We start from the raw sequence: 19,293 nt of genomic DNA, 5'->3' as shown, positions 1-19,293 counted from the left end.
ACACCTCTATTCTTTCACTCCACCACTTGTCAGTCCCGATACAATTTGTTTTTGGAAGAAAAGGACGATGATCAGTGTTGGTATCGTAACGATTACTGTTGCGGCAGACACTTCACCCCAGAGGATTTCGAATTGAGTCCTCAAGAATGAAATTGCGACTGGAACAGTGTGGTATTTACCCTCTGTATTCAATGTGATCGATAGCAAAAATTCATTCCACGCCGCGATGAAAGTAATGATTGCAACCGTAAATACACCAGGCGCAGCCAATGGAAAAATGACTTTATAAAGGGTCTGGAAGGTGGTTGCGCCATCAATCTTTGCCGACTCCTCCAATGCTAACGGAATTTGGTTAAAATGGGTTACCAAGATCCAGACAGCCATCGGAAGGGTAATCGTCGAGTAAGGCAGAACAATCGCATACGAGTTAAGAAGCTCCAAATCAAGAAATAGATTGTAAACTGGACCTGTCATAATCATTTGCGGAAACATGGAAACGGCGAGAATCAAGCCTAACAAGATATTTTTTCCCTTAAAATGAAAACGGGATATTGCATAGGCCGAAAGCGTAGCGACCACCACCACATAAAGTGTTGTGACTGTGGCAACGATAAAACTATTTTTAATCGAGTTCAGTATTCCTTTTTCAAAAAGGATTTGAATATAGTTTCGTAGAGTTGGATTCTCTGGGATGACATTGAAGGCTCCTGTCCCAAAGATTTCCCCGGATGTTTTAAAGGAGGTGATGAATACCCAGAAAAATGGGAAGACCATCGCAAATAAATAGAATGCGACGAACACTCCAATCGTGATCCACAATTTCTGTTTTGAAGATTGCATTCCTTTCCCCCCTTAATTTTTCTCCATGAGATTCGTACCGAGAAACCGTACAAACAGGATTGCGATAATGGCCACACAAACGAACATGAGCATAACAATGATTGAGCCATATCCGAAGTTGGTTTGGCCGAACATGACTTTATAAGCATAGATTGATAGTGTTTCTGTATCCCCGCCTGGGCCTCCGCCAGTCAGGACATAAATCAGGTCAAAGACGCGGAAGGCATCCAACGTCCTGAAAAGGAGGGCAACGAGGATAGATGGTTTTAACAGCGGCAAGGTAATTCGGAAGAACGATTGAATTTTGCCCGCGCCGTCTATTTCCCCGGCCTCATACAGGGATTTGGGAATGTTCTGTAGCCCTGCCAGCAAAAGAAGCGCCATATACGGCGTCGTTTTCCAAACGTCCGCAAAAATACTCGATGCCATGGCCCCCGGGCCGCTTAGCAGCAAATCCTGGGATTGTTCAATCAGGCCGATATTTTCAAAAAAGTGGGCAACAATTCCGCTGCTCCCATTGTACAAGTAGCTCCACATCATTGCGGCTACAGCGGTCGGTATAGCCCAAGGAATGAGTGAGGTGGTCCTGACCAGCCCTTGGCCAAACATCGCTTTGTTCAAAATAAGTGCGAGGCCGATGCCAAGCACGAGCTCTAAAAACACGGATACGGCAGTAAAGAGAGTCGTGTTCCAAAGGGCCTTTCCGACTCGGTCATCCGTAAATACCTTGGCATATCCCTTTAGTCCAATAAAATTGGACGGGATAATGCTATTTTGAATATCCTCAACGAGGGCGGGCAAGTCATCCTTATGAATGAGCGTATACTTCCCATTTAAGCGATCCACGAGTCCCTTGGCATCCGTATGGAGGGCAGAAACCTCATCCCGCTGGTCCCCGCTTATCTTAATGACGCCCTTTTCATTTTCAAACTGCTTGCCAGTTGCAGCAAGCCGCTCCTTTATCCTTTGAATTTCACCCTGTTCTCCGGAATCTGTAACATTTTGCTGTTCTTCATCTAAGAACATAGACACGTATAGCGAAGTTTCTTTGTACAAATCAACATTAAACCGTTCACTGAAGTAAAGGCCTGCCTTTTGCTGGTCATTCAGCTGGTAATCAAAAAACGTATAGGTCAGTGATTGGAACACCGGCCATAAAGAGAAAATGGCGATAAACAGAATCGTTGGTACAATAAACAGCCACTCTTTAAAACCCATTTTCCACAATAGAATCACCCTTTCATGGCTGTAAGAAAAGCGAAAGCGCCTTCGTGACAGGCAAAAACCGCCTGTCCCTGCGATGATTATTCCCAGGAGCTTTCCTTAATGGTCAGCCCCGACCAGCTTAAGACGGGACCCGCCGGACGGGCCTGCCCTCCGGAGGGGTACGGCTTAAGACCTCGAGCTGTAACAATCATTGCTTTTTCAAAGCCATGATTGTTACAAGATACTCAAAGATGCTGAGTCAGGATGAAAACTGGCTAGGCGCTGCAGCTAGACAAGTCTAAAAGTAAAATTCTTATAGAAAAAGGCTCTAATGGTGATTAGAGCCTTCTTCTGTTATCTATTACTCAGCTTTGCCAGCTGCTTCGATTGCTGCAGCTGCTTCATCCAACCCTGAACCGGAACTCAAGTATTTATGTGCCTGCACCTGGATTGTATCCGATACCTTCGAGTACTCAGGAGATACCGGGCGGGCAATTGTAGTCGTTAACGCTTTTTGGAAGCCGGGATATGAAAGCATGACGTTCTTGGCCTGTACGTCCGCGTTTTCAAGGAGAGCGTTGAAACCAGGCAGGTAGCCGCCTTCTGTGCTCATGATTTTTTGGCCTTCTTCCCCAGCGGCGAACTTAACGAATTCCCAAGCGCCATCAAGGTTTTTGGAGTTTTTGTTCAGGCTGAGCAGCCATCCGCCAACAGAACCGCCATTTGGCAGCGGGGCAATGCCGACCTGGTCAACCTTGATTTCCACTCCGTCTTCCTGGCCATTGATACGACCGAAAGCATATGGCCAGTTACGGGAGAATACTGCATTTCCTTGCTCAAAATTTGTATGGGTTTCGCCTTCCGTGAAATTCAGGAGATCCTTTGGCGAAAAAGGAGCCTTTGTAAATTTGTACATCGTTTCAAGTCCGCCTTTCACATCTGTGTAGGACTTGGAAAACTCCGTTACGTTAACAGTTAGGCCTTCGTATTGCTTAGACTGGTAAACGAAGCCGAACTTTGTTCCCTTTTCTCCAGAATATTTCTCAGACATGGCATAAAGGTCATCATACGTATAGCTGCCGCCTTCCAATTTTGCCGCATCCTCGGCACTTACAATATCCTTCCTGAAGTAAAGGAGGCCAAGGTCAGGGAAGAAAGGCAGTGTGTATTGCTTGCCTTTGTAATTTCCCGAAGCCATTGAACCGGCGTTAAAGCTTGCCTTCTCGTAACCAGCTTCATTCATTCTTACATCGATTGGCTCCAAGTATCCAGCCCCGGCAAATTCACCGGCCCAAACAACATCAAGGGACAACACATCGTATTCACTTGATCCGCTAGATAACGAATTTAGTAGTTGATCATGCATTTGTGCAGAATCGTTTGTCATTTCTGTCCATTCAACCTTGTACTTATCCTGAGTGGAGTTAAAAGCATCTAACAATTTTTGGGTTGCTGGTGTATTATCATTTTGAGCAGCAAATTTTAATACAACTGGCTCGCCTTTTGCATCTCCACCTGCCGGTTTAGCTGGTTCCTTGCCATTGTCATCACTGCTGCAGCCTGATAAAGCAATACTGGCCGCGAAAGAAAGCGTTAACAATTTAGTGAAAAAACTTTTCTTTGTCTTCATTTAACATTCCCCCCCTAAAGGTTTATACTTTAATTGTATATACAAGAAATTGACAATTATATCAAAATTTTATAGTTTATATTAAATATTTAGGGTGAAAGCATGCTATGATTAGTAACCAATCCAATAAAACTGCGATTATTCAAAAATATTTTGAGACCCGATTGAAGAATAAACAAAACTACTTTGTCCATCCCTCCTACGCCCTGGAGCAGCAGCTTATGGATTGCATCGGAAGAGGAGCCGAGGAGGAGGCAAAAGCTGTGCTTGACCAAATCAATTCCAGCGAACGGGCAAAGTTGGCGGACGAGCCAATCCGGTCCTTAAAGAATTCCCTAATTTGCTCTTGCACTCTTTTTACCCGATCCATTATCAAAGCAGGAGTCCTGCCAGAGGATGCCTTCAATCTTAGCGATGTCTTTATCCGCCAGATTGAGAGATTAAGCTCTGCTAAAGACATCAAGGCACTTGAATATGAGATGGTATCTTCCTTCATCGATACGTTAAAAACAGCCAATCGCCCTTATTACAACAATATGATTAACAAGGCAATCAACTATATTAACCAAGGCATTTTTCAGGACTTGTCTCTTGAAACAATAGCTGGCCATGTGGGAGTGACCCCAAGCTATCTCTCCAAGGTGTTTAAGGAATCAGTTGGGATTCCCATTTCTGAGTTTATTAACCGGAGAAGGGTAGAAGAATCAAAGTACTTTTTGCTGCATTCCAAGCTTTCATTAAGTGACATCACCCATTTACTAGGATACTGTAACCAAAGCTACTACACGCATTTATTTAAAAAATACATAGGGGTCACACCTAAGCATTTTCGTAACATCCAATCACATGAAGGAAAAATTGAGTTTTCCGCAACTTAATTCACAGCAAAAAGACCCTGTTTTGTCGAAAACAGAGTCTTTTCCATTACGTAGAGTTTTATGACACTTCCAGCAAAATTTAAACTCTTAGCGAGCCACGGAAGCCCCTTGCAGCATAGTAGGAATCTGCTCCATTGTGATACACAAAAACAGTGTCGTAGCGACGATCACAAAAGATGGCCCCACCGAGTTTTCTAATATTATCAGGTGTTTTCACCCAGCTCGACGTTTTCATATCAAAGTTTCCAAGCTTCTGCAGTTCCCGGTATTGTTCTTCCGTTAAAATCTCAATACCCATGTCCGCAGCCATATCCATCGCGCTGTTTTCTGGTTTATGTTTTTTCCTTGACTCTAGCGCTTCACGGTCGTAACAAACACTTCTGCGGCCTTTAGGACTCTCCGCTGAACAATCATAAAAAATGTATTCGTCTTTCTCTCTATCATAACCAATAACATCCGGTTCGCCGCCGGTCCTTTCCATTTCACTGAGTCCCCACTGTTTTTCAGGATCAGCATCCAGTTTTGCTTGTACATTCGCCCATTCAAGGCCTTCGTGGCGTTGCATGTTTTTCTCAAAGCGGGTCTTCAATAGTTCGATTATTTCTTCACGTTGTTCTAGTGACAATTCCTTTTTATTGCTGGTTGTATATCTGTTTGTCATAGTAGTTTCCCCTTTATGTTTTTATTCGTAATGGTTTTAGTATAACAATATTTAAACGATTTTAATTAAATCCCAACATTTTTATTGACTTCAGTCCTCTTTGGATTTGTTCATTTACAACTATTGGACAGCCTATCAAACCAGAAAAAAGGCAACTCCCGTAATGGTTAGTTGCCTTCCTTTATATTTTTTGGAACTGCTACTGCCTCAACATAGCTTGTATACCTGTTTTGTTCTAGACTGATCCCATATTCTAACTTGCTAGGCAGTTACAGAATTTACAACAGAATCAGGGAGTAATTTTACTTTAAGTTTTTAATTCCCGTTTCTAATATTTCCATTTGTAACAATGTCTGTTCGTCTGTAATCGTTTTTTCTTTGCCCTGTATGATGGCTTCATATAAATCATCATATACTCTTCCATAATCGCCATTTACGGATTTCACTTTTTCTTCGTGGATTGTACCTTCTTCATCAATATACGTCAGTACACCGTAATGTTTTATTGTATCTACACCAAAATCCTTATTATCAGGCATGTAAAATAACTTTAAATGTTCTTCCTGACGATCTTTGGTTTCTTTTACAAAGCAGCCTTTTTTGCCATATACGACAAAGCTTGGCCTCTCTTTAATTCTAAAATAACTGGATTTGACAGATACCTTTAAGTGTCCATAATATAAATCCAAATCAAAATAATCATTCATTCTTCCTTGTCCTAATAATTGCCTTACATCGTAGTGGATATCATCCGGTTTACCGAAATAGCTGATAACCTGATCAAGTGTATGACAGGCATGTTCATATAAAAATGACTTAACAGGATTAAAGGAATTGGTGGACTCCGGTACTTCGGGTCGATAGTAGTCGAAATGCATTTCCACTTCTAGCAAATCCCCTAGTTTTCCTTCTTCAATGACCTTTTGAACTGTTAAAAAGTCACTATCAAAACGTCTATTTTGATACGCCTGAACAATTAATCCTTTCTCTTTAGCTATTGAAAATATTTCTTTTGCCTGTTCTAAGGTTACCGTAAAAGGCTTTTCAACCAAACAGTTCTTATTATGTTTTAATACTAGTTTTGCGTATTCATAATGACTGTCAACTCCTGTACAAACCACAATGAGCTGAATTTCTTTGTCATTTAATAGTTCATCTAAATCAGAAGTATAATATACTCCTGCAATTCTATCCCAACTTTCATGTTTAGGATTTCTTTGATAAATTGTTTTTACCTTAATATTCTCTCTTTGAAGTACAAACGGCAGATGATATCTATTCGTGCTTTTCCCATTTCCAATATAACCAATCGTTAACATGGCGTCCCCCTTTAAATATATTTATAACTAAAATCATCGGTTATTTACTAATAAATTTTTCACAACCCGCATTTTTGCATCAGTAAGACGATAACAGCCACCCTTACAGGTGGCCGTATCATTCCTACTATTGGTCGTAAAGGCAGGAATTTTGATTATTACATTATGTTCAATAAGTGGAAGCCAACACCAATCACAAATAATCCGAGAATGATCGTAATTGGGGAAACTTTCTTCTTAAGCAACCACATGCAAAGAAGAGTTAACAGCAATGGAGCTAAACCAGGAATTAACGTATCCAAGTTGTCTTGTAAAGTGGTTACTTTGGCATCACTCAACGACAGACCGGCAGCTTGCTGTTCCAATGCAGTTTTAATTCCTTCTGTCCCTGGCGGCAAGTTTTTCCAATCGATATAAGCACCTTCACTCAGTTTAACTGAAGATACTATTGGTGTAAAAGTGATAGACACCCAACGGTTAACTAATGAACCGAGGATGAACATACCAAGGATTGATGCACCTTTTGTAATATCTTGTAGTAAACCGCCAGATAAGTCTTCGGTGATTTTAGAACCGGCTTTGTAACCAGATTCTTGAGTGTACCACATGAATCCCATTCGAATAAGGTTCCATACAACAAAGTAAATAATTGGACCAAGAATGTTACCGGTCATCGCAAGTGAAGCCGCTAATGCACCAAGAATTGGTTTAATAGTGAACCAGAAAACTGGATCTCCTATACCCGCTAAAGGTCCCATCATACCAACTTTAACACCTTGGATTGCTACGTCATCAACTTGCGCGCCATTTGCACGCTCTTCTTCGAGTGCTAGTGTTACCCCAAGAATAGGTGAGGCTACATATGGGTGAGTATTAAAGAATTCTAAGTGCCGTTGTAATGCTGCTGCACGATCTTCTTTGGTTTTATATAATTTTCTGATTGCCGGAATCATTGCATATGCCCAACCGCCATTTTGCATACGTTCATAGTTCCAAGAACCTTGAAGGAAAGTTGAACGCCACCAAATAGCAATACGATCTTTTTTAGATAACCTTATTTCTTGCGCCATTTTATGTATGCCTCCTTCTTAGTAAGAATCAATAATATCGCCTACAGGATCACCAAAGTTGCCGTTACCGCCATTACCAGAACCACCCTGTTTAGAAAGAGCTAAGTAAATAAGGGCAAGTGCCACACCGATTGCACCTAGACCGATAAGTGTAATTTCCGAAATAGTTGCTAATACAAAACCGATTGCGAAGAAAGGCCATACTTCTTTTGAAGCCATCATGTTAATAACCATTGCGTAACCAACAGCTACAACCATTCCCCCACCAATTGCTAAACCATCTGTCAGCCAAGCTGGCATAGCTTCAAGTAAGCCTCTAACCGGACCTGCTCCTACCGCTACAATTAATGCAGCTGGAATAGCAATACGTAACCCTTGCAAACAAATGGCAATCATTTGCCAAATTTCAATTTTTCTAATGTTTCCTTCTTTAGCTGCGTTATCCATAATGTGTACGATACCTGTTGCAATCGTACGTACGATGATTGTCAATAAAAGGCCAGCAACTGCAAGCGGAACAGCAATGGCGATTGAGGATGCAACCCCTGCTTCACCTTTTCCACTTAAAACTAATATCATTGCAGATGCCACTGACGCTAGCGCAGCATCCGGTGCAACAGCAGCTCCGATATTTGCCCAACCTAATGCAATCAATTGCAGGGTGCCGCCTAAAATAAGACATGGTACTAATTGTCCTGTAACTAAACCGATTAATGTACAGGCAATGATTGGCTGGTGGAAGTGGAATTCATCCAAAATTCCTTCTACGCCTGCTAAAAATGCTACAACCAAGATTAATATTATTTGAATGATACTCAAATCCATGTTTAATCCTCCCTTAACTCAAATAATTAGGACCTTTTGTTTAGCAATCCTTGAGCCCGCTTTAGAATTTCATTCATGTTCTCTTTTGAATCATTTGGAACTCTACGTACATCAAATTTTAGACCTAGTTTTTTCAGCTTAGCGAATGTATCAAGATCCTCTTGGTTAAAGGCCAACGTCTTATTAGGTTGAACTTTACCAGGAGAGTGTGCCATAGAACCAACATTGATTGTCTCTATAGGAACGCCACCTTCAACGGCTCTAAGCACGTCTTGTGGATTTTCGAAAAGAAGCAATGCACGCTGGCCTCCAAAGTGTCGATCATCTTTTGCAAGCTCAACCATTTTATGAATAGGAACAACATGTCCCTTTACTCCTGGAGGAGCAGCTTGTTGGATTAATTTCTTACGTAATTCATCCTTAGCTACAGCATCAGATACAACAATGATCCGTGTAGGATTTGTAGATCTTGTCCAAGATGTTGCGACTTGCCCGTGAAGTAAACGAGAGTCGATACGCGCCAACACAAATTCAAATTTACCCGGAGCACCCACATTTGACGGTTTAGCAGCAGCTGTAGCAATTGCTTTTTCCATAGGTTGTAACTTTTCAGGACTCACTTTAATGCCTTCTTTCGCTGTGGTCACAATATGGGCGGCAATCTCATATGCTGTGTCCATCGACAAACGTGATGCATACGCTTCAATCAACATCGGCAAGTTCAAACCAGCAACAATTGCCCATTTATCTTTTTGATGTTCTTCAATCAAGCTATTGGCTTGGTTGAAAGGGGTTCCACCCCAAAGATCAACTAAAATCAATACTTCATCTTGGTTATCGAAAGAGGCGATTGCTTCTTTCATTTTTTCCTTAATATCATCAGGCCCTTCACTTGGCATCAGTGTGATCGCTTTCACATTTTCTTGTTCTCCAAAGATCATAGCCCCAGATTGCAAGATACCTTCGGCAAAATCACCGTGACTAGCGAGGATAATCCCTACCATCTTTTTACCTCCTTTATTGTAGTTAATACAGGTAAGTTAAGTTTTAAAACCCTTTGTAAAATGGAATAATGCGGCACTTTTATGCTCAGCAATTCCCACTATGTTAAACGTTTTCATCAATCACAAAAATAAATTTTCAGCCTTCTTTTTGCTTTTCGCAAAATGCATGTCACAACTATTTAACCGCTTTCAAATAACGCCCTTTTCTTTTTAAAAAAACTACTTGAAATAAAACTATTACTTTTTTAAACTACTCTTCAAGCCGCGTATGATTACTTCAAAGAAACTTAATGATTGAACTATGTGATTTGGATCAATGTATTCACGAACTGCTCGCAAAACTTTTTTTGGATTTTTTGAAGAAAACGTAAACATTCCATTCTTCTTAGTTTGGATAGCATAACGTGGAATCCATTTTCCTTTGAATAGGACTGAAGCGATAACGTAATCAACTTCTTCCCATGGAATTTGAATAAACTTACTAGTATTGCGACTATTGTAAAATTCAAAACCTTTGTCTCCAATCATAATTTCACCATACTCTGGAAGTCCCAAATGTGAGGTTGCGTCAATTACTAAATCGACCTTTGTATTGATAGATTGGACCATTCGACCTACTCCATTTCTTATTTTTTTAAATTATAGCTTTACGCATTTATCATTAAAATCAAAAAATACTTTAGGAAAAAAACCGACATTTTTCAAAACGAAAATGAGAAATGGAGTACTTACAAATGCTCTTCAATGTGTTCAATAATGAACTCTTTTTATTAATTTCTATTTTAATTATCTTCCGATTAAGTTCTCCTCCTTTTCATTATAACAAAACTGTCTATGTTTAAATCATATCTAACAAAACAACACAAGTAAACATTTATAGCCTTTGGTGTTACATTATGTTGTAATAGTTCAAAATAAATGTTATGGTTTTTGGTGTTAGGGTATTTTATACTAAAAATTTACAACCCTTTTTTATCCTTTGTTAAAATTCATTGTATTTGTTCAGAATATTGTTGAACTAATATAAGTAAATCCAGCATTTATAAAGATAATCCTGCATTAATTTGGAGGTCTTAAGATTTGAATCAGGCTAAAAGACAAAAATTAATATTAGAAATGATAAAAGTAAATGGTGAAGTTAGTTCTAAAGAGCTAGCTGGAAAATTTGGTATTTCAACTATGACTATTAATAGAGATTTAAATGAATTAGCAAAGGGAGGTGAAATTAATCTAATTTATGGAGGTGCAACATATAAGGAAGATAGTATTGTGGAAAATCCAATGTCCGTAAAAGAATTAATAAATATTAACGAAAAAAGATCAATTGGAAAATATTGCAACAATATTATTAAACCTGGTAGTTCAGTCTTTATAGAAACGGGAACAACCACTCTCGCAGTAGCAAAAGAAATCTTTCAAAAAAAGAATTGCACATTCTTTACAAACTCCCTGTTAGTTATGAATTCCCTATCCAAATATAATGAAATTAATTTGCATTCAGTTCCCGGAAAATATCGAGAGCTTTCTAAAGGATTTTTAGGTATTCAAACGAGTGAGTATATATCAAATTTTAATTTTGATTATTGTTTAATAGGAGCTGAAGGAATTAGCGTTCCGTCTGGAGTTACTCTATTTGATAAAGATGATGCCTTCACAAAAAGAGCTGTTATGAAGCAATCAAAATGTAAAATTCTTGTAACAGATAGCAGTAAATTCAGGAAGAATTTCCTTTATAAAATTGGAGAAGTAGGTGATTTTGATTTTATTGTTACTGATAACAAAATAGAGAAAAAGACATATCAAGATATTAAAGAAATGACTAAAATTGTATCGGTTAATGAAGAAGAATGAAAACTAACGCTTTCTTAACAATGTTAAAAATAAAAAAGGAAAATTATCTTTTACTATTAAATTATAGAAGGAGATATTAAAACATGAATATTATAGTTAAACAAGCCATAGCTCCAAAACTTGATCATTCAGGTAAACCAATTTTATTAACTGATCATACAATTAAATTGCGTAAACAAAAAATTTTAAATTTGATGCAAGAAGCAAACCTAAGCTCATTAGTTGTTTATGCTGATAAAGAACATGGGAGTAATTTTGAATACGTAACTGGATTTATCCCCCGCTTTGAGGAAGGTTTGCAAATACTAAATCAAGATGGCAGTAGTACGCTAGTGCTCGGAAATGAAAACTACAACAAGGTGAGGTTTTCCCGTGCCGAGAGTGAGGGGGTTCATTGTCCACTCTTCTCCCTATCAAATCAACCGATGGGTGACTTTCGTCCATTAGTACACTATTTACGCCAAGTAAATATTGATACTTCGCAAAGAGTTGGCGTAGTGGGATGGAAGTTATTATCGAATGACTTCAGTGACTTCCATCAGAACTTTGATTTACCGGCTTTTGTCATTGATGCTTTAGCTGAAGTGGTCGGTAAGAACAAGTTAGTGAATGCGACACAAATTTACATGCACCCAGGAAGAGGCGCGCGTGTAACAAATAACGCTAATGAAATTGCTCATTATGAGTATGGTGCTTCACTAGCTTCAGATGCAGTCTTATCAGCTTTGAATGCGCTAGAAGAAGGTGTCAGAGAAACAGAGATTGGGAATCTATTAAATCGGGACGGTCAATACCAAAATGTGGTGACCATCTCAGCCTTTGGAGATCGCTTTATAAATGCAAATCTTTATCCAACGAATCGTCAACTTAAAAAGGGCGATAAAGTTGCATTAACAGTTAGTTATAAAGGTGGTTTATCAAGTCGTTCAGGTTATGCTGTATCTAACGTCGATGAACTGGAAAGTGTTGATCCAGGATATCTTGAAGAAGTTGTCATTCCTTACTTTAAAGCCTATAACTGGTGGCTTCAAAATATTGCGATTGGTATAAAAGGAGCCGAATTTTACGATAGCTTTGCCGAATATTATCCACAGAGTAAGTACGGTTGGGAATTGTGCCCTGGGCACTTAACCGCAGATGAAGAATGGATGAGTTCACCATTTTATAAAGGCTCTGATGCACTTGTTCAGAGTGGTAATATTTTTCAAGTGGATTTTATCCCGATTCAAGAAGGACACAACGGAGTTTCAGCAGAAAGTACGGTTGCTTTAGCAGACGGGAGTCTTATTCAAGAAATCCAAACAGAATATCCGGAATTATGGGAACGCATTGAATCACGTCGCAACTATCTTAAAGAGAACTTGAATATTCATTTAAAACCAGAGATCTTACCTCTTACAAGTACGCTGGGTTATTATCGTCCTTTCTTTTTGAATTCAGAACTTGTACTTGCAGTTGAAAAAATTAAGTGAACGCAAAGTAGTTCCTACTAAAAATTATTAATCATCAAATAAAAGAAAGAACTTATTTCGTCTCTCGAATGAAGCATTGGAACCGTCCCCATGCTTCCCCATGCTTCATCTACTAATTAACGTAAACCAGTTATCCCCTAAAGGATTTTTCTATTTTAGTTAATTTCAGTAATTTGCAATTTTTTCCGTTTCCTGATATACTAAAAAAGAATTATTTTTGTTCGGTGTAAAGGATAGTATGAATTTCAACTTTTCATATTGATGATACTTTGGGCAAGGATAGTAATACAATGTGTGGTAACGCACTAGGAGGCAACAAAAATGGAACAAGGTACAGTTAAGTGGTTTAATGCAGAAAAAGGTTTTGGCTTTATCGAACGTGAAAATGGAGACGATGTATTCGTACACTTTTCTGCAATCCAAAGTGAAGGCTTCAAATCTTTAGACGAAGGCCAAAAAGTAACGTTTGACGTTGAGCAAGGTGCTCGTGGACCTCAAGCCGCTAACGTTCAAAAAGCTGCTTAATCTTAAATCGTTTATACAAACAGGCTCTTTATATAGGGCCTGTTTTTTTATGTTCTCTGTATAATATTCAATAAAAAACCCTACTCAACGGTCGAGTAGGGAGATGGTAAAGGAAATGGTAAAGATTTAAAGCTTCAAAGGTTATTTACAGTATAACATACTAAATTGACGATTGCGGAATGTATTTAAGTTATTCTGGTTAAAAAATTATAAAGGCACTATTGCTAGTGCAAGGTAATATTTCCAATCTGATCACTATAGTGATTTTTCTATTTCATTATAAATGTTGTCGGCAATCTCAGTCCCCTTTGCCAATAATGCTTTTCCTTTTTCAGTGTACTCAAATACAAAAGTCTTATCTTTTACGCCGCTCAAATTAATACGTACATTCAGCCAGCAGCCATATAGTCCTGCCTTCATTGTCAGAGCAGCAACACCTAAATCACTGGCAGCATTTACATTCGATTTGCCCACTGCCTTTGCAGTCAATTGAAGTCCATCGGCAATCAACTCCATTGTATGAAACGGAACCTGTGTTGCATATTTAAGTGCAACTTGCATGGCATCTTTTCTTGCTGTTTTTTCCCCTTCCGTCTCTTTAGGTAAACCAAATACCGCTGCTACTTTATTAAATGCTTCTGTATCAGCATCAATTGCTGCCAGCAGTTTATTATTAAGCGTTTTCATTTCCGATAATATATTTTTCATTTCCTCACTGTATTCTTCATATTTCTTTTTACCAATTGTTAATTCAGTAACCATTCTTGTTAGGGCTGCACCCACAGCGGCTACTAATGCGGAAGCCGATCCGCCGCCTGGAGCAGGTTCATTCGAACCTAGCTTTTCGATAAACTCTGTAACTTTCAAATCAACTAATGCAGTACTTTTTCCTTCGATTGTCTGCATGCCAATTCTCCTATTCTATTCATTAATTATTTGTATTTGTTCTTATGGAGTTACAGGCTGTAAGTGATATTCAATTATTTGCGCCGCATCAAAGTCGATTAGTCCCATGTTTTCTTCTAAAACTTTTACTAGTTCGTCGTAGTCTCTTCCATTAAATTCATATCCGAATTCTTTTGCAGCTGCTTCAACATATTTAAGATGAAGTGGGCCAACAAGCTCTGTACCAATTACCTTTGTACCTCTTAATTGAGCTTCCTTATTTACCCAATCGCACAGCATGACAAGTGGTGTTTCTGCACAGTTATAAACGTTCATTGAAACAGCTGTACCAGGCTTCCCTTCATCTTTAAAGCCCACACTCTTGATCGATAACCAGCCATGCTCTTTACTCTTGACCAGTTTGGCGATTTCCTTCGCAATGCTGACATCTTCAGATTCCACGAAAACGTTGTAAGCGACTAATCCTTCATAATCAGCAGTTACTGTACATGCGCCCATTTTTGCATCCAATTTGCCGTCAACCGATAAATCAGGTTTCCTCGTTCCATAATCCGGATGATTTTTATCTTCCAATAAAGCTTTTAAGCCTTCATATTGCCCACGTCGAATATTAATATTTGATTTTTTGTACTCAGTGCGTGCATTTAATCCAGAGAAATAAATCGGGACTTTAAAATGTTCAAATAAAGATACTCCCAATTTCTCCGCTAATTCTTGAGTTTCTTCAATGGTCACATTTTGCAGCGGGAATACCGGGAACGTATCCAGTGCCCCGATACGCGGGTGATCTCCTTTTTGAACTTCCATATTGACATCTTTATAAACGGCTTCAGCCATTTTTAACATTGCTTCCTCACAATGTTTCGGGTCAACAATAAAGGTTAAAACCGTTCTGTTAAAATTGTGCTCAGGTTCAACTGCCACAACCTTTACCGATTCTACTTGTTTCACTGCATCCACAACTGCATTTACAACATCGGATCTTTGCCCTTCGCTAAAATTCGGTACGGCCAAAACGTATTTCTTGCTCATATTGCACCTTCCTCCTTAGATTCGTGCTTTAGCAATTTACTAGATAAGATTATTTCACGGCTGTAAACTGGGAATTTTTTGAAGTAAACGTTTGATTGCTTTATTGGATTCTTTTAGAATAATATTTTTATCCATTGTCTTCATCATTCTATTTTCCATTACGATCTTTCCATTAATAATCGTTGTTTCAACATCAGCACGGGTTGCCGAATAAACAATTCTGGAAATAGTGTCTACCCCGAAAGATGGGTACATATGAAAGTCATTTAAGTTTAAAATGACAATGTCAGCTTTTTTACCAATTTCGATACTTCCAATTTGGTCTTCTAAACCAACAGCCTTAGCGCCGCCGATTGTAGCCATTCTGAAAACAGTTTTTGCATCCATGCTTGTCGGGCCATGCTGAGGTTTATGAATAATTGCTGCCAGCCGCATTTCGTTTAGCATATCGAGATTGTTATTACAAGGCGCTCCATCCGCACCAAGACTAACGAACGCATCTCTGTCAATCATCCCTGGCACATCGGCAATACCTGAAGCTAATTTTAAATTAGATCCAGGGCAGTGGGTCATTTTCACTCCGCGTTCCTTAATAATTCTTTTTTCTTCCTCATTAAGCCAAACACAATGCGCCAAAATCAGGCTTTCATTTGCAAGCCCGAGGTAGTCTAAGTAAACAACATTCCGCATTCCCCGTTCTCTTTCAACAATTTCAATTTCACCGCGATTTTCAGATGCGTGGGTATGCACTTTTACACGATAGTGTTGGGAAAGTTTTTGCACTTCTCTTAGTAATTCCTCCGTGCAAGAAACAACAAATCGCGGACTAAATGCATATTCAATTCTTCCATTGTCATGTAAGTGCCATTTTTCCAGCAAATCAACACTCTGCTGGATGGAATCGTATGTATTCTCCCTTAGTTTTTCAGGCACCTCATCTCCAAGGTCCATCATTACCTTTCCGGCAAGTGCCCGAATCCCACTCTGGTCAAGCGCCTGAAAAGCTTCGTCCGTATAATGGACTGTTTCCATATCGACGACAGTTGTTGTACCACTTTGGATCAGTTCCCCTATTCCTAACATAGCAGAATAATAGCTTGATTCCGCATCATGCGAAGCTTCAAGCGGCCAAATTTTTTGTTTCAACCAATCCATTAATTCCAAATCATCCGCCTGGCCACGGAACAAAGTCTGGCAAAGATGAATATGTGTCTGGATGAAACCCGGAATTACCGTCCGGCCTTTAGCATCGATTATTTTTTCAGCCGGATAGGATAGATCCTTGCCAATATCCACGATACGATCGTCAACGATATAAATATCCCCAAATAATATCTCTTCTTGTTTATTCATCGTTATAATTTCTGCATTTTTAATAAGCAACGTACTCATTCTAAAATCCCCCTCATTATCTATACTATGAAGATGAAGTCGGCATTCAATTACTGGAGTACAAGTATTGCCCTCGCAAAAAACGCCGTTTCATAGTCAGGGATTTGTGGTCCCGGGTAGAGACTTTCGAACCGTATCTTCGAAATTATATGAAACGAATCTTTTTAATGGTCCTAATCAATAAATAATGCAACCGCGCGAATCGGTGAACCTGTCCCTTTGCGAATCCTCAATGGCAAGCCAAAATAAAGAAATCTTTTACCAGCCACCTGATCGAGATTACATAAATTTTCGGTATTGGACATCTGGTATTCCCGGCATACTAAGTGTCCTGAATATTTTAGATCAAGCGGATTATCAATCGCTGGAGCATCAATTCCAATATTTACGACACCTTTTTCCGCTAACCACCTTGCCCCCTCGTAATCCAGACCACAATATCGCGTCAACCATTCTTCCGTTCCGTAAGCCCTGTTATAATGCCCGGTATATAATAGAACAATATCCCCCTCCTGAATTGCCTGACCGGAGCGGTATAGCGCATCTTCTAAAATACGTTGTGTGATATACCCATCAGGTGAAACATGTGATACGTCAAGACAAACTGCCGGCCCATAAAAATACTCGAGTGGCATTTCGTCGATATATTTTCCATTTGGATCGAATTCAAATGTTGCATCAGTATGTGTCGGACCATGTTCGTTAATTAGCAGATTATTCGTCGCAAACTCAAACCCAATCTTTGCTTTACTTTCTTCATGTGAAATGTTCGGAAAAATCATTGTTTTTTGATGCAATGGGAAAACCGGCATCCCCTGGTAAATCTCCTGCGTCAAATCGACTAGTCTGTAACCCATTTAGTTCCCTCCCTTAAAGAACGGTTGGGATTATTTCAAATTTATCCACATCAATTAATCCCACATCTGTGATTTTCCACTTTGGACTCGTAACTAATGACCAGAACGATAAATGCATAAACGGCACATGAATCCCGCAGCCAAGGTCAGTCTCGGCAAGTTTTGTTAATTCAGCGATTTTCCGGCTTACTTCTTCCCCTGACATTTTATCCGTAATGAGTCCGCCAACATTTAATTCCATATCACCGACAACCCTACCATCCTTTATCATGGCAATCCCACCGCCCATGGCAATGACACGATTTACAGCAGTGACCATATCCTCATAATTGGTTCCAGCTACAATGATATTGTGTGTGTCATGAGCTACACTTTCAGCAATTGCGCCGCTTTTAAGCTTAAAGCCATTAATGAAGGTTTTTCCTATTTTTCCGCTTCGTCCATGTCTTTCGATTACGAGCATCGGCAAAACATCTTGCCGTAAACAAGGTTGAATAATACCATCCTCAACATTTAATTCAAACTCGCGTCCGCCGGTTAAGTTTTGATCCGGAATCCCCTCAATCGCCCGAACTCTAGCCTTTCTTCCTGTGGCTCTAATAACGAGGTCGTCCTTTGTTACAGGTTTACATTTCACAGAGTTTTTCACTGAATCTGGATAGGTGTATGTGCCTAAATCTATCGTTAATTTACCTTTTTCGGCCGCTTTCTTTCCATTTAAATAAACTTGGTCAATAACCATGTTTTCAAGGTCACTAATAACAGCAATATCAGCCTTCTTACCGGGTGCTAAAACACCAACATCCTTAAAGCCAAAATGGGTGGCCGGATTAATTGTTGCCATTTGGATTGCTTCTACTGGATCAATTCCCTGCGCTATTGTTCTTCTTACAATATCATTCATATGACCATATTTAAGGAGATCCTCCGGGACCATATCATCCGAAACAAGAATTGCCCTTCTTGAATCAAGACCCTCTTCAGTTATTGCCCGGATGCACTCAGCCATATTTCTTTGTGAGGAGCCCTCACGCATGAATACGCTTACACCATAGCGCAACTTCTCTACCGCTTCTTCCTTCGTTGTTGTTTCATGGCAGGAGACATGGGTTCCACCGCTAATAATATGCGCCGCCAGTTCTTTTCCAAATAAACCTGGCGCGTTTCCTTCTACCGTTTTACCAATACTTTCTGCGTACCCTACTGCCGCAACCAGATCATCGATTAAATGTGGTGCATTTTGATAAACTGGTTTAATATTACTGAAGCTTTGGATCTCACCAATTCCTTGTACATATGGATCATTTAAGAGCTCTTTCATATGATTTGAATTTACATCATAGCCGGATGTTTCAAGGCCCGGCGCATCTGGCACGGCACATGGAACCGTGAACTTCACATTGTTCGGCAGGGTTTTTGCTTCTTTTACCATCTCCAGCATGCCATGGACACCAAGTACATTCCCAATTTCATGGGGGTCCCCAATCAATGTTGTGGTACCTGTCGGGATAGATAGTCTTGAAAATTCTGTAACAGTAAGCATTGCGCTTTCAAAATGCATATGTGAATCAATAAAGCCTGGACAAATGAATTTCCCTCTAACATCCTCCACTTTTGTCCCTGGGCCAATTAATTCCTTCGCATCTCCTACCATTAATACATGGTCGCCCTTAACGGCAACATCAGCTTGGTAGATTTCTCTAGTTATAACATTTATAAAGAAGCCGTCTTTTAAAACTAAATCGGCATATTGATTGCTATCAAGCAATACATCGATTAATTTCCTTCTCTGGATTGCTTCTTTAATGACTCTTGCTTCCATCTT

Annotated in this window: 18 protein-coding genes and 1 riboswitch; of the genes, 4 read left to right on the top strand and 14 right to left on the bottom strand. The window is 39.5% G+C overall.

The genetic code is table 11. From position 1 onward, the window contains the following. Window positions 1-6: 6 nt before the first annotated feature. From D1B31_RS07805 to D1B31_RS07795, 3 genes are all read right to left on the bottom strand, one after another. A complete protein-coding gene (locus tag D1B31_RS07805) occupies window positions 7-840 on the bottom strand; it encodes a carbohydrate ABC transporter permease (protein WP_118920196.1) in 834 nt (277 codons plus the stop codon). A 12-nt stretch (window positions 841-852) separates the two neighbouring features. Then, window positions 853-2,058 carry a carbohydrate ABC transporter permease gene (locus D1B31_RS07800; RefSeq protein WP_192894749.1) on the bottom strand — a complete coding sequence of 402 codons (1,206 nt, stop codon included), beginning with the start codon at window positions 2,056-2,058 and terminating at the stop codon, window positions 853-855. 349 nt (window positions 2,059-2,407) lie between these two features. Beyond that, the gene (locus D1B31_RS07795; RefSeq protein ID WP_118920194.1) at window positions 2,408-3,676 is read right to left on the bottom strand and encodes an extracellular solute-binding protein; all 1,269 of its coding nucleotides are present in this window, start codon (window positions 3,674-3,676) and stop codon (window positions 2,408-2,410) included. A 107-nt stretch (window positions 3,677-3,783) separates the two neighbouring features. On the opposite strand from D1B31_RS07795, the gene D1B31_RS07790 reads away from it, so the two are divergent. After that, entirely contained in the window at window positions 3,784-4,554 is a 771-nt protein-coding gene (locus tag D1B31_RS07790) for a helix-turn-helix domain-containing protein (RefSeq protein WP_118920193.1), read from the top strand. Between the two features lie 79 nt (window positions 4,555-4,633). Here D1B31_RS07790 and D1B31_RS07785 read toward each other — a convergent pair whose 3' ends face one another. The 6 genes from D1B31_RS07785 to D1B31_RS07760 all read right to left on the bottom strand — a co-directional run bounded on the left by D1B31_RS07785 (window position 4,634) and on the right by D1B31_RS07760 (window position 10,042). Further along, window positions 4,634-5,215: a DUF4256 domain-containing protein gene (locus tag D1B31_RS07785; protein ID WP_118920192.1), complete on the bottom strand. Its 582-nt coding sequence runs from the start codon at window positions 5,213-5,215 to the stop codon at window positions 4,634-4,636. Between the two features lie 302 nt (window positions 5,216-5,517). Next, the gene (locus D1B31_RS07780) at window positions 5,518-6,534 is read right to left on the bottom strand and encodes an oxidoreductase (protein WP_118920191.1); all 1,017 of its coding nucleotides are present in this window, start codon (window positions 6,532-6,534) and stop codon (window positions 5,518-5,520) included. A gap of 158 nt (window positions 6,535-6,692) precedes the next feature. Continuing rightward, window positions 6,693-7,604, bottom strand: a complete 912-nt coding sequence (locus D1B31_RS07775; protein ID WP_118920190.1) for a PTS system mannose/fructose/sorbose family transporter subunit IID — start codon at window positions 7,602-7,604, stop codon at window positions 6,693-6,695. 18 nt (window positions 7,605-7,622) lie between these two features. Continuing rightward, the gene (locus tag D1B31_RS07770; protein ID WP_338036458.1) at window positions 7,623-8,423 is read right to left on the bottom strand and encodes a PTS mannose/fructose/sorbose transporter subunit IIC; all 801 of its coding nucleotides are present in this window, start codon (window positions 8,421-8,423) and stop codon (window positions 7,623-7,625) included. Window positions 8,424-8,455: 32 nt separating this feature from the next. Next, entirely contained in the window at window positions 8,456-9,433 is a 978-nt protein-coding gene (locus tag D1B31_RS07765) for a mannose/fructose/sorbose PTS transporter subunit IIA (protein WP_118920188.1), read from the bottom strand. Between the two features lie 237 nt (window positions 9,434-9,670). Next, window positions 9,671-10,042, bottom strand: coding sequence for a DUF956 family protein (locus D1B31_RS07760; protein WP_118920187.1), 372 nt, complete (start codon window positions 10,040-10,042; stop codon window positions 9,671-9,673). 471 nt (window positions 10,043-10,513) lie between these two features. Here D1B31_RS07760 and D1B31_RS07755 point away from each other — a divergent pair, with 471 nt between their 5' ends. From D1B31_RS07755 to cspC, 3 genes are all read left to right on the top strand, one after another. Then, window positions 10,514-11,284 (top strand): DeoR/GlpR family DNA-binding transcription regulator, encoded by a 771-nt coding sequence (locus tag D1B31_RS07755; RefSeq protein WP_118920186.1) that lies wholly within the window; start codon window positions 10,514-10,516, stop codon window positions 11,282-11,284. A gap of 83 nt (window positions 11,285-11,367) precedes the next feature. Beyond that, a complete protein-coding gene (locus D1B31_RS07750; protein ID WP_118920185.1) occupies window positions 11,368-12,756 on the top strand; it encodes a M24 family metallopeptidase in 1,389 nt (462 codons plus the stop codon). Window positions 12,757-13,077: 321 nt separating this feature from the next. Next, window positions 13,078-13,281, top strand: a complete 204-nt coding sequence (gene cspC, locus D1B31_RS07745; RefSeq protein WP_118920184.1) for a cold shock protein CspC — start codon at window positions 13,078-13,080, stop codon at window positions 13,279-13,281. Between the two features lie 255 nt (window positions 13,282-13,536). On the opposite strand, the gene D1B31_RS07740 is transcribed toward cspC, so the two are convergent. From D1B31_RS07740 to ade, 5 genes are all read right to left on the bottom strand, one after another. Beyond that, complete coding sequence (locus D1B31_RS07740) at window positions 13,537-14,187, bottom strand: cyclodeaminase/cyclohydrolase family protein (RefSeq protein ID WP_118920183.1); 651 nt, start codon at window positions 14,185-14,187, stop codon at window positions 13,537-13,539. Window positions 14,188-14,229: 42 nt separating this feature from the next. Beyond that, window positions 14,230-15,219, bottom strand: coding sequence for a glutamate formimidoyltransferase (locus tag D1B31_RS07735; protein WP_118920182.1), 990 nt, complete (start codon window positions 15,217-15,219; stop codon window positions 14,230-14,232). Between the two features lie 54 nt (window positions 15,220-15,273). Then, window positions 15,274-16,611: a 5'-deoxyadenosine deaminase gene (locus D1B31_RS07730; protein WP_118920181.1), complete on the bottom strand. Its 1,338-nt coding sequence runs from the start codon at window positions 16,609-16,611 to the stop codon at window positions 15,274-15,276. A 73-nt stretch (window positions 16,612-16,684) separates the two neighbouring features. Further along, window positions 16,685-16,784, bottom strand: a riboswitch (purine riboswitch). Further along, the gene (locus D1B31_RS07725) at window positions 16,785-17,468 is read right to left on the bottom strand and encodes a cyclase family protein (protein ID WP_118920180.1); all 684 of its coding nucleotides are present in this window, start codon (window positions 17,466-17,468) and stop codon (window positions 16,785-16,787) included. It lies immediately after the preceding riboswitch. A 13-nt stretch (window positions 17,469-17,481) separates the two neighbouring features. Further along, window positions 17,482-19,290, bottom strand: coding sequence for an adenine deaminase (gene ade / locus D1B31_RS07720; RefSeq protein ID WP_118920179.1), 1,809 nt, complete (start codon window positions 19,288-19,290; stop codon window positions 17,482-17,484). Between the last annotated feature and the right edge of the window lie 3 nt (window positions 19,291-19,293).

Source organism: Neobacillus notoginsengisoli, assembly GCF_003515685.1.
Taxonomy (GTDB): domain Bacteria; phylum Bacillota; class Bacilli; order Bacillales; family Cytobacillaceae; genus Bacillus_D; species Bacillus_D notoginsengisoli.
Note: the sequence above shows the minus strand (reverse complement) of the source record. Positions and strands in the feature narration are given on the sequence as shown.

Excerpts from the sequence above, each read along its gene's own strand:
- cspC (WP_118920184.1), top strand. The coding sequence starts at position 13,078 with ATGGAACAAGGTACAGTTAAGTGGTTTAATGCAGAAAAAGGTTTTGGC.
- D1B31_RS07725 (WP_118920180.1), bottom strand. The coding sequence starts at position 17,468 with ATGGGTTACAGACTAGTCGATTTGACGCAGGAGATTTACCAGGGGATG.
- D1B31_RS07795 (WP_118920194.1), bottom strand. The coding sequence starts at position 3,676 with ATGAAGACAAAGAAAAGTTTTTTCACTAAATTGTTAACGCTTTCTTTC.
- D1B31_RS07760 (WP_118920187.1), bottom strand. The coding sequence starts at position 10,042 with ATGGTCCAATCTATCAATACAAAGGTCGATTTAGTAATTGACGCAACC.
- D1B31_RS07740 (WP_118920183.1), bottom strand. The coding sequence starts at position 14,187 with ATGCAGACAATCGAAGGAAAAAGTACTGCATTAGTTGATTTGAAAGTT.
- D1B31_RS07765 (WP_118920188.1), bottom strand. The coding sequence starts at position 9,433 with ATGGTAGGGATTATCCTCGCTAGTCACGGTGATTTTGCCGAAGGTATC.
- D1B31_RS07775 (WP_118920190.1), bottom strand. The coding sequence starts at position 7,604 with ATGGCGCAAGAAATAAGGTTATCTAAAAAAGATCGTATTGCTATTTGG.
- D1B31_RS07805 (WP_118920196.1), bottom strand. The coding sequence starts at position 840 with ATGCAATCTTCAAAACAGAAATTGTGGATCACGATTGGAGTGTTCGTC.
- D1B31_RS07750 (WP_118920185.1), top strand. The coding sequence starts at position 11,368 with ATGAATATTATAGTTAAACAAGCCATAGCTCCAAAACTTGATCATTCA.
- ade (WP_118920179.1), bottom strand. The coding sequence starts at position 19,290 with ATGGAAGCAAGAGTCATTAAAGAAGCAATCCAGAGAAGGAAATTAATC.
- D1B31_RS07800 (WP_192894749.1), bottom strand. The coding sequence starts at position 2,058 with ATGGGTTTTAAAGAGTGGCTGTTTATTGTACCAACGATTCTGTTTATC.
- D1B31_RS07735 (WP_118920182.1), bottom strand. The coding sequence starts at position 15,219 with ATGAGCAAGAAATACGTTTTGGCCGTACCGAATTTTAGCGAAGGGCAA.
- D1B31_RS07785 (WP_118920192.1), bottom strand. The coding sequence starts at position 5,215 with ATGACAAACAGATATACAACCAGCAATAAAAAGGAATTGTCACTAGAA.
- D1B31_RS07790 (WP_118920193.1), top strand. The coding sequence starts at position 3,784 with ATGATTAGTAACCAATCCAATAAAACTGCGATTATTCAAAAATATTTT.
- D1B31_RS07780 (WP_118920191.1), bottom strand. The coding sequence starts at position 6,534 with ATGTTAACGATTGGTTATATTGGAAATGGGAAAAGCACGAATAGATAT.
- D1B31_RS07730 (WP_118920181.1), bottom strand. The coding sequence starts at position 16,611 with ATGAGTACGTTGCTTATTAAAAATGCAGAAATTATAACGATGAATAAA.